Here is a 9,139-nt window from a genome sequence, read left to right as displayed (position 1 = left end):
CTATTTCAATGGACATTCCTCCATAAAAGCGGAAGGCATTTTCGTGCATTCGGATAAGATCATTTGATCTAAATGGCCGGTCTAACCACTCTACGGGAGGAGCGCGGGGACGGTTCTTGTGCTCCTTTAATCAATTAGAGTGTTAAAGGTAACGTATGGAACCGAAGGTTTATAGAACTTATAATGTATTGAATAAGCATATATTACTAGATATAAAAGTGTATGATAATAAATGGATTTCCTCTATTTGGACACAGCTCCCCACTCTCTGGGTTTGATACTATTAACCTATTTTTGCTAAGCCAGAAGCAGAGGGGACGGGCCTATCGCTCCCTCAGGGGTAGCGCAAGGTCCGTCCCCCTTCTTCTTTTGTTAAAACCGTAAAAAATCGACAAATTTCATTCGATCCTTTATAATAAAAGTACATTTTTGAAGACTTCAAAGTAACCCCTGATACGTACGAAAATCCACTTTTTTAACTCATATCACACCGTTTTTTTCACACAACGCAAACTAAATTTTTAAAAACACCCCACATTACTACTATCTCATCGTCAATTTCAACTAATAAAAAATAAATATGGAGGACGGAACCATGTCAGCGAAAATTACCAGTATTGGCCTCAAGGGACTGGAAGGATATCGTGTCCAAGTGGAAGCTCAGGTGAAAGAAGGAATCGAATCTTTTATTATCGTTGGGCTTCCGGATGCTTCAGTAAAGGAATCGAGGGAACGGGTCTCAGCAGCTCTCTATAGCATGGGTTTTCCGATAGTAGATCTGAAAGTTGTCATCAACCTATCCCCTGCAGAAGTGAAGAAGAATGGACCACTTTTTGATTTGGCGATTGCCATTGGCGTGTTAAAGAGTGGAGGTTTTCTTAAACAGGAGAAGATCCCTAGTGATGCCGGATTTATCGGTGCGTTGTCTTTGGACGGAACAATTCTACCGGTTGAGGGAATGATCGCTGCTATCTTAGCTGCGAAACATCTTGGTCTAAGGAAGTTATTCCTTCCGTTTGATTCTACTATACCCCGAATTGATATTAACGACCTCGAACTCATTTATGTTCAAAACCTCCAGGATGTCCTAGACCTTCTTGGAGGGCGCCAACCCTTACCATTTATCCAACCAATATCTACCTTTGAAGAGCAAAGGGTGGTCGAAAGAGATTTTAATCAAATTATTGGTCATGAGTTTGCCAAAAGAGCGTTAGAGATTGCGGCAAGTGGAGAACATTTTGTATTAATGGATGGTCCACCAGGCTGTGGGAAGAGTCTTCTGGCAGAAACTTTTCCATCTATCTTGCCGCCACTATCCAAAGAAGCCCAGCTGGAAAAGATCAGCTTGTATCAACTGGCTTGTGCTCCATATGATTCCCTTACGATGCCCCCATACCGCCATCCACACCATTCTGCATCAGCTGTTTCCATCATCGGAGGAGGAACGAATCCAAAGCCCGGGGAAGTCTCGTTAGCCCACCGAGGGGTGCTGTTCCTAGATGAACTAGGAGAATTCTCTAAGAAGACTCTTGATATGTTACGCCAACCTCTAGAAAACGAAAAGGTTACCATCAGCCGAGTTCATTCCACTGTTACCTATCCAGCTAAGTTTATTTTTATTGCTGCCATGAATTCTTGTCCCTGTGGTTATCTAGGATCTAATCGGAACTATTGTACCTGCTCGGTAAAGCAGATCAATACATACAGAAATCGTGTATCGGGTCCAATATTGGATCGTATCGATATCCTGTTGTCCTTAAGGCCTGTAAACCTACATGACCACAGTTTTCAAGGAATTGAATCTTCTGAATCAGTTAGAAGACGGGTACAGGATGCCAGAGAAAGACAATATCAACGATATGGAAAGGAAATCTGTAACGCAAGTGTCCCTTTTGAACAACTTATCGATAAGTATCCTTTAACAAGGGAACAGCAGGATAAACTCCAAAGTCTTTCCATTGCACAAGGTTACAGCAATCGGGTTCAAATAAAGATTATTCGATTGGCACGGACGATTGCGGATATGAGGGGTGAGAAAGCTATCACCAATGAAGCTTTAGCTGAAGCACTATCACTGCGCCAGATAGATCGTGGGAATATGATACCTCCCGATCCGCAACAAATAGTTTCAGAGTTTTAAAGCATGGGAGGGAGAGAGAGGTGCCTAGGAGAGCAAGGGAGAAAAGTAAAAGTGGTATCTACCATATTATGTTGAGAGGGACGAATAGACAGGAAATATTTCACGACGAGGAAGATAACAGGAAATTTCTTGAAATCATGCTCCGATATAAACAAAGAACGGGGATCCTGGTATATGGATGGTGCCTAATGAGTAATCATGTTCATCTTCTTGTGCGGGAAGGGGATGAGGAGATCGGTACTACTATAAAACGTATTGGAGTTAGCTTCGCATTTTATTATAACTGGAAGTACTATACATCTGGTCACGTTTTTCAAGATAGATTCAAAAGTGAAAAAGTGGAGACGGAAAAGTACTTATTAACGGTTATCCGATACCTTCATCAAAATCCAGTGAAGGCTGGGGTGGTGAAACGTCCACCTGATTGGAAGTGGAGCAGCTGTAGAGGTTATTATGGAATGTACTGCTATCCAGTAGAGTTGCTGGACGACTCTTTTGTTTTGAACCTTTTCCCAAAAGATTCTAGGGTGGCAAGGGAGAGGTTTATGGAATTTAATGAAAGGCAGAATCAGGATCAATGCCTAGATGATACAGCGAGTATAAGGATCTCCGACGAAGAAGCGAGAGATAGAATTAGAGAGGTATTAGGAGAGTTAGAGATAGCGCAGGTGAAAAGTTTGCCTAAGGTAAAAAGGGATGAGGTGTTGAGGAAGGTGAAGGATATAGAGGGTGTATCACAGCGGCAGGCAGCGAGAATTTTGGGAGTATCACCGACTTTTATCTTTAAAGCTTAGTAATGATGAACTAAGTAAAAGACTGAACTTTGAATGAATAGGGTGTGATATTATGTCGAAAGCACAACGTAGGTTTTGGAGTATTTTTATCAGTTTCATTCTAGTATTAATGATATTTTTAGGGATTAGTGAAATGTATGTTACGATTCATAAGTGGATTAAGCCTTCACATGATGTAACAGCATTGAGAGTTGGACTTGTTCTTGGACTTATTATTACTATTCTAGTGTCTACACATTCACTAGCAAAAATTATACGCACTAATCCTAATGCGGTATCGATTGGTACAACAAATATACCTAATTTTATGTATCACAGTGACTTTGTAGAAGAGAGAAATTTAGCAGATAGTAAGCTTATTAATAAAAACCGAGATCTAAAAGGAAAAATCTCTAAACAAGAAGAATATATAGATGAGTTAATAAACGAGCTAGAAGTAAAAGATATTGAATTAGGTGAAGTGGCGTATATAAGTGATATTTTTATACGGCACCATAAAAATGCAAGCAGATTAGTTCGTTCTTTAATACAAATGAAAATTGGAAGTGGGAGTTTTGTAACAATGTTTTGGATGAGTGTGTGACTATTTTATTAGAGGATCGCTCCGATAAGTCTTCTACCATATACTTTATTAATAATGATGATGAATTAGAAATGTTTGCATATAATCGTATTGAATTCTCTTCTTCAAGGGAAAGAAGGTTCAAACAAGGCCAAGGGTTTGCCGGTTATATTTGGGAATCAGGGGAAACAAAGCTTGTATCAAATGTTAATAATAGTGAGTACTTTCAAGGGGTATACGCTCCTCGACATGAATATGGTTCAATTTTAGGCGTGCCGATAAAAGTAGGTAATAGTGTTGTTGGTGTTCTGTGTATTCAAAGTGAAGACATTGATGAATTCCAAAAAGATGATGAAAGAACTGTTGTGTTTTATGCCGATATGTGTGCGTTAGCGCATTTTTATGATAAGATAATTAATAAGTAGAGGGGTGTATTTGATGAGTTTGATTACAGATCGAAAATATGGATTTGATTTAGAAAAAAGGCAAAAATCAACATTGTCTGCATCCCACAAAAGAACGGATGATTTGTTAAGAAAGGCAAAAAGGTTGGGACTTGCAGAGGTTTATACAGATATGTCAGGAAGAGTTCGGAGAAAAAAAGAATCATAGTTGTACAAGGAGTTCAAAGCAGAGGGGACAGGCCTTTCGGTCCCTAATGGGTAGCGCAAGGCCGTCTTCCGTGCTTCTTGGTGGAGCTTGCAGAGAAGGCGTTGTTCCTAGCAAGATTCCACCACTGTATTAAAGGATGTGTGAAAATGAGACTAATTAACAGAGCTGTACCGGTGCCTAAATTAAACGGTTGGTTATTATTGGAGTTTGATAATGGTGAGCGGAAATTAGTGGATATAAAGCCTGTAATGAAAGGATCTCTTGCGCAGTTAAAAGATATGGAGTTTTTTAATAGGGTAACAGTTGATGATGAATTAGGAACAATAACTTGGCCTCGAGACCTCGATTTAGATCCTGATAATTTATATAATCAAGGTATAGAAATAGATGAAATAAAAAAATTAGCGGAGATTCTAAACCAAGAGCAAGACCAAGATGGCTGGTTGGAGAGGGCTTGAAGCGAGGGGACGGTTCTCTTGCTCCTTTAGTCAATTAGAGCAATAAATTAGTATATGGAAACCGAAGGTTTTTGGAACCTATAAGAAGGTATTTCTAAGTATATATTACTAAATTTAAAAAGGGTGGGGGAACGGGCAGGATGATTGATTAGTATACCTTCCCCACTTTTTCTATTTCGTTTTATCATAACCTTATTTTTCACAAAATCGTACTTTTCAAGTCTGTCTAAGTGGTGAAATGTAGTATTTTATATTTCCAATAGCTATTATAATAAGGTTAACAATTAACTGGAATTATAGATATGTAACTGGATTTGCATAAGTAAAAAACTACTAAGGTGAAGGTGAAAGATACGATGAATCTATGTGAGCGCTGTCGCAGGAACGAAGTAAAGGTTGTTATCTCGAATGAGGAAGAGAGTCATCGATATTGTGTTCGCTGTTACAATAAAGAGATGGAAGATGTGCTAGAACTAAAACTAGAAGCACACCCAGAGTTTTTTATTGTACCGGATTCTCGTGGAGTTAGAAGAGAGTTTCGTATCAATCAACATCTGCATCCAATGGGAATATCGATGGAGGCTGAGGAGAGTATTGAGTATGGCTATAAGTTTTCTGTTCAAGGGGAACTGGATTGTAATCAAGCGGAGCTTTTTCAGCAATTGGTTGATAAGGTAAAGCGTGGGTTAGCGAAAACTTATATCAAAAATAGTGTTTCCCCAACAGGAAAACCAGTGGAATATATTGAACATGCCGTAGTGGTTGGTAGGATCGAATATGATGAAGGAAATGAGGATGTTCCGATCATTGTGATTGATGGCAAGCCTTATACTTGGTATCAGTTTGGGCGAATGGTAAATTCGTATGAAGGGTTTCAGATAAAGGTGAAGATGATTGATATGGTGGATGAGGTGTGATAGATAGAATACAAACGTCTGGAGGCAAACGGGAACGGTTTGTGTGATCCTTTATTGGATAGAAGTCATCGTAACCAGAAGCAGAGGGGACGGGCCTGTCGCTCCCTCATGGGTAGCGCAAGGTCCGTCCCCCTTCTTCTTTTGTTAAAACAGTAAAAAATCGACAAATTTCATTCGTTCCTTTATAATAAAAGTACATTTTTGAAGACTTCAAAGTAACCCCCTGATACGTACGAAAATCCACTTTTTTAACTCATATCACACCGTTTTTTTTCACACAACGCAAACTAAATTTTTAAAAAACACCCCACATTACTACTATCTCATCGTCAATTTCAACTAATAAAAAATAAATATGGAGGACGGAACCATGTCAGCGAAAATTACCAGTATTGGCCTCAAGGGACTGGAAGGATATCGTGTCCAAGTGGAAGCGCAAGTGAAGTAAAGGGAGTGATACATTTATAATGTTGGATCACCAGATGCATCTGTGAAAGTTAAAGGGAAGGGTCTCTGCCACACTACATATTTATAGGTTTCCGATGGTATATATGAAAGTTGTTATTGTTGTATCTCCAGTAAAGAAAAATGGCCCACTTTTTGATTAAGTGTTCATGCTATAATTGGCTACAAATAGAACGTAGAATTTTTACTTATAGATTTATGAATTAAATGTAGAGGGGTATACCATGCCAAGAATAGGGGAATGTAATGGTTTAAGTATATATATGCACTATAATGATCACCCCCCTCCACATTTTCATATAAGAGGCGGAGAGAATGCGATGGTTTCATTAGATGGTGAAATTATTGAAGGAAGCTTGTCTCCTAAAGTGAAGAAAGTAGTTACTAATTGGGCACTCAACAACCATCAAAAACTCCAGGATAATTGGGACAGAGCATTACGGCAATTACCATTAGAAAAGATATAAAAAGAGGTGAGATGAATTGCGTGAAGTTATTGATGTAAAGGTAATTAAACATTACAAATTATTAGTTACATTTGATAATCGTGTAAGGAAGATAGTAAATATAGAACCATTTATAAAAGGACCAATGTTTCAACCCCTTACTAGAAAAGAATTTTTTCGTGAAGTTATGGTAGATCGAGAGGCAGGAACGATAGTATGGCCAAATGAAGCAGATATCGATCCCGAAGTTTTATATAACGAAGGAAAAGAGTTAAAAAGAACTGGACAAATTAGGCGAAGTAAGTACAGTAATGTAAAAGTATATCCAACACAGCAGGATTCAAATGTTTGGAGTCCTCGAAGGAAAAATAGAACTAAAAGTAGAATTAAAAAAAATAAAATATACTCATATATAATAAGAGAAGAATAAGGGGCATGGGGGTCTGACCCATTAGCGTTAAGTAACTGTAAATTAATTTGTAAATAATATAAAATTTACCATATGCGGAAGCGAGGGGCAGTTCTCTTGCTCCTATAGTCAATTAGAGCGATAAATTAATATACGGAAACCGAAGGTTTTTGGGGGGACAGAGGGGCACCAAAAACAACTGTTCTTCTTTAACTAACTGTAAAAAAACATTTTCCTTATTCATCTTTATCACCTTCCTTTCTTTTTTCGGTTCTCCCAATCCTCTAATAGGTCGTCCAAACTGTTATAGCGACGTTCTGGTAATACAGTATAGCCTCGATATTCTTTATACAACATTTTTAATTTGTTTATATCAGCATGGTCCAATATGCCTGAATTTAATACATCCTCCATATCTTTTGTAGTTTGCCTTGTGGCAAAGAGCTTTGAGATGATAAGAAGTTCAGGAGATGGTAATTCTACTTTGATATTATTGAAGGGTACATTCAAAGTTTCCATGTCTTCGTAGACATCTTCCATTGGAGGAAGTTCCATTACACTTTTTAAATCATCGTTGATGTTATATTTTCTCAATAATTTTCGAAGTTCTACGTCTTCTTTTTCCATACGAATCACAGCATCAATGTCCCCGGTAACGTGGAGATCCGTTTTTAACAGTAGTGCAGAACCACCAAAGATTGTTAACGCAATACGTTGCTTTCGTATACTTAATTAATAATCCAGATCTACTAAAGTGCGAAGTATGTCTTCCCGTTTCTTGAAAATTCGCTTCTTTTCTAAATATATATTCTACATGGAACTTGCTCGTTCCTTCTATAGAGGCTCAATAAGGTACAGGTATCCAAGAATATGTCCGGGAAGCAATTAGGAACAATAATTTGGCCTGGTGACCTTGATTTGGATCCTGATAATTTGTACAAGCAAGGTATATAATATATGAATTAAAAAATTTGCGGAGATGGTTGGAGAGGGTATCATAAAGGGTGAGGTAGTGTTGTTGAAAGGGATATAAAACGTGTTTGAAATGGTGGGAGAGTCGAAAAGTCACCTATTTTTACCCTTTACCCCACCTACTTTGTGAGGCATTTTCAACTCACTTTTTCCAAAAGGTTCAAACAAAAAAAGCCGTGTGTTGCATGAGCGCTACACGGCTATTATTTATTATAGTGATGATCGTTGATCGCTGTTAGTGTGATTTGTTTACATGCTAGAGAATACGGTGATGCAGCGGGCGGTGCGGCCAAGCTGTTTTGACATGACGTAATAGGATACATCTAAAGGTAACTGATTACCGCTTTTAAATATAACGATACATTTGCCAGGTCTGTTTTTATCTATGGCTATGTCATCGACGTGATGATAGAAGATCCAAATACAGTTGTAGTTCTTAGGTGACATGGTTGGGATAGCATAGATTTCTTCTTGTCTGCATACGAGGATGGGTACTTTTATTTTAGTACCTATTTTTCGAATAACGGCGGTCCGACGGCCGTCATAACTGGCTCCTCGTGGCAAGCAGGAGTCGTCCAGTATCTTATAACATGGTGCTTTTACATAAATAATGGTGTCTCCTTCCCAAACAACCGTACTATAATACATGTGAAATACTGGCTGCAATACCTCTGTGCTTTTGCTAATAAGGTAATTCTCTTGCTCGATCTTCTTTTTCATAAACAAAGCACTCCATTTCGTTTGTCATTAGTATATTATTTACTTGGAAAATTGCTAGGATTGTTAGTAGATAGGAAGGTAATTTTCCAAAAAGTGCGATTAGAATTGGAATTGAATATGGATTTGGATTTGGATAATAAATAGTATTATTAGTTTATAAATACAAATATGGTTTAAATTGGATGTGTATGGCGTAAATTTCCCCTTTCCGCAAACGAAAAGGGGGGAGAGTTTTATTTGAGTTTGTGAATAGTTGAGCAAATAGTTGAGTATGTAATTATATTAATGAGAGTGAGGGAAGGGAAGATCACTCACTCTTTCTTATCCATAATTTCTTTAAAGTTGCTATTATAATCTTCTTCTATTTCTCGAACAATGGATGTTGCGGAGGTATCAAGCCCTTTTGCTAATTTATGTACTGTGTCAAGTGTTGGGTTTACCATCCCCTTTTCCACATCGCTTAAGTGACTTCTATTAATGTTAGCTTTATCAGCTAATTCATGTTGTTTTAAACCACGATGTAATCTTCTTCCTGTTATTACCTTCCCAGTAATTAGGTTATAAACCTTTTTATTCAAATTCCATTCTCCTTTTTAAGTACATTATGGAATTTGCTTATCAGGGACTCGATCTGCTATTCACGA

The 9,139-nt window shown here is 38.0% G+C and carries 12 protein-coding genes; 9 read left to right on the top strand and 3 right to left on the bottom strand.

Annotation, left to right across the window (positions count from 1 at the left end; translation table 11 throughout):
- The first annotated feature begins 595 nt into the window (after positions 1 to 595).
- The 9 genes from KS419_RS08095 to KS419_RS08055 all read left to right on the top strand — a co-directional run bounded on the left by KS419_RS08095 (position 596) and on the right by KS419_RS08055 (position 6,824).
- Complete coding sequence (locus tag KS419_RS08095) at positions 596 to 2,140, top strand: YifB family Mg chelatase-like AAA ATPase (protein ID WP_217065699.1); 1,545 nt, start codon at positions 596 to 598, stop codon at positions 2,138 to 2,140.
- Between the two features lie 20 nt (positions 2,141 to 2,160).
- On the top strand, positions 2,161 to 2,934 hold the full coding sequence (locus KS419_RS08090; RefSeq protein WP_217065697.1) for a transposase: 774 nt from the start codon (positions 2,161 to 2,163) through the stop codon (positions 2,932 to 2,934).
- Positions 2,935 to 2,986: 52 nt separating this feature from the next.
- On the top strand, positions 2,987 to 3,517 hold the full coding sequence (locus tag KS419_RS08085) for a hypothetical protein (protein ID WP_217065696.1): 531 nt from the start codon (positions 2,987 to 2,989) through the stop codon (positions 3,515 to 3,517).
- The gene (locus KS419_RS08080) at positions 3,514 to 3,921 is read left to right on the top strand and encodes a GAF domain-containing protein (protein ID WP_217065695.1); all 408 of its coding nucleotides are present in this window, start codon (positions 3,514 to 3,516) and stop codon (positions 3,919 to 3,921) included. The genes KS419_RS08085 and KS419_RS08080 overlap by 4 nt, the downstream gene beginning before the upstream one ends.
- Before the next feature lie 13 nt (positions 3,922 to 3,934).
- The gene (locus KS419_RS08075; RefSeq protein ID WP_217065694.1) at positions 3,935 to 4,108 is read left to right on the top strand and encodes a hypothetical protein; all 174 of its coding nucleotides are present in this window, start codon (positions 3,935 to 3,937) and stop codon (positions 4,106 to 4,108) included.
- Between the two features lie 146 nt (positions 4,109 to 4,254).
- Positions 4,255 to 4,566, top strand: coding sequence for a DUF2442 domain-containing protein (locus KS419_RS08070; RefSeq protein WP_217065693.1), 312 nt, complete (start codon positions 4,255 to 4,257; stop codon positions 4,564 to 4,566).
- 356 nt (positions 4,567 to 4,922) lie between these two features.
- On the top strand, positions 4,923 to 5,483 hold the full coding sequence (locus KS419_RS08065; RefSeq protein WP_217065692.1) for a DUF7713 domain-containing protein: 561 nt from the start codon (positions 4,923 to 4,925) through the stop codon (positions 5,481 to 5,483).
- A gap of 689 nt (positions 5,484 to 6,172) precedes the next feature.
- Positions 6,173 to 6,415, top strand: a complete 243-nt coding sequence (locus KS419_RS08060; RefSeq protein WP_217065691.1) for a DUF4160 domain-containing protein — start codon at positions 6,173 to 6,175, stop codon at positions 6,413 to 6,415.
- Between the two features lie 16 nt (positions 6,416 to 6,431).
- Positions 6,432 to 6,824, top strand: coding sequence for a DUF2442 domain-containing protein (locus KS419_RS08055; protein WP_217065689.1), 393 nt, complete (start codon positions 6,432 to 6,434; stop codon positions 6,822 to 6,824).
- 228 nt (positions 6,825 to 7,052) lie between these two features.
- On the opposite strand, the gene KS419_RS08050 is transcribed toward KS419_RS08055, so the two are convergent.
- From KS419_RS08050 to KS419_RS08040, 3 genes are all read right to left on the bottom strand, one after another.
- The gene (locus KS419_RS08050) at positions 7,053 to 7,514 is read right to left on the bottom strand and encodes a DUF6036 family nucleotidyltransferase (protein ID WP_343215040.1); all 462 of its coding nucleotides are present in this window, start codon (positions 7,512 to 7,514) and stop codon (positions 7,053 to 7,055) included.
- A 510-nt stretch (positions 7,515 to 8,024) separates the two neighbouring features.
- Positions 8,025 to 8,495 carry a competence protein ComK gene (locus tag KS419_RS08045; RefSeq protein WP_217065685.1) on the bottom strand — a complete coding sequence of 157 codons (471 nt, stop codon included), beginning with the start codon at positions 8,493 to 8,495 and terminating at the stop codon, positions 8,025 to 8,027.
- Positions 8,496 to 8,806: 311 nt separating this feature from the next.
- Positions 8,807 to 9,073: a helix-turn-helix domain-containing protein gene (locus tag KS419_RS08040; RefSeq protein WP_217065684.1), complete on the bottom strand. Its 267-nt coding sequence runs from the start codon at positions 9,071 to 9,073 to the stop codon at positions 8,807 to 8,809.
- Between the last annotated feature and the right edge of the window lie 66 nt (positions 9,074 to 9,139).

The sequence above is a fragment of the Evansella tamaricis genome (genome assembly GCF_019042215.1).
Taxonomy (GTDB): domain Bacteria; phylum Bacillota; class Bacilli; order Bacillales; family Salisediminibacteriaceae; genus Evansella; species Evansella tamaricis.
Note: the sequence above shows the minus strand (reverse complement) of the source record. Positions and strands in the feature narration are given on the sequence as shown.

What these genes read in the sequence shown, in the direction of transcription:
- KS419_RS08095 (WP_217065699.1), top strand. Translation starts at nt 596, where the DNA reads ATGTCAGCGAAAATTACCAGTATTGGCCTCAAGGGACTGGAAGGATAT.
- KS419_RS08085 (WP_217065696.1), top strand. Translation starts at nt 2,987, where the DNA reads ATGTCGAAAGCACAACGTAGGTTTTGGAGTATTTTTATCAGTTTCATT.
- KS419_RS08075 (WP_217065694.1), top strand. Translation starts at nt 3,935, where the DNA reads ATGAGTTTGATTACAGATCGAAAATATGGATTTGATTTAGAAAAAAGG.
- KS419_RS08070 (WP_217065693.1), top strand. Translation starts at nt 4,255, where the DNA reads ATGAGACTAATTAACAGAGCTGTACCGGTGCCTAAATTAAACGGTTGG.
- KS419_RS08065 (WP_217065692.1), top strand. Translation starts at nt 4,923, where the DNA reads ATGAATCTATGTGAGCGCTGTCGCAGGAACGAAGTAAAGGTTGTTATC.
- KS419_RS08060 (WP_217065691.1), top strand. Translation starts at nt 6,173, where the DNA reads ATGCCAAGAATAGGGGAATGTAATGGTTTAAGTATATATATGCACTAT.
- KS419_RS08045 (WP_217065685.1), bottom strand. Translation starts at nt 8,495, where the DNA reads ATGAAAAAGAAGATCGAGCAAGAGAATTACCTTATTAGCAAAAGCACA.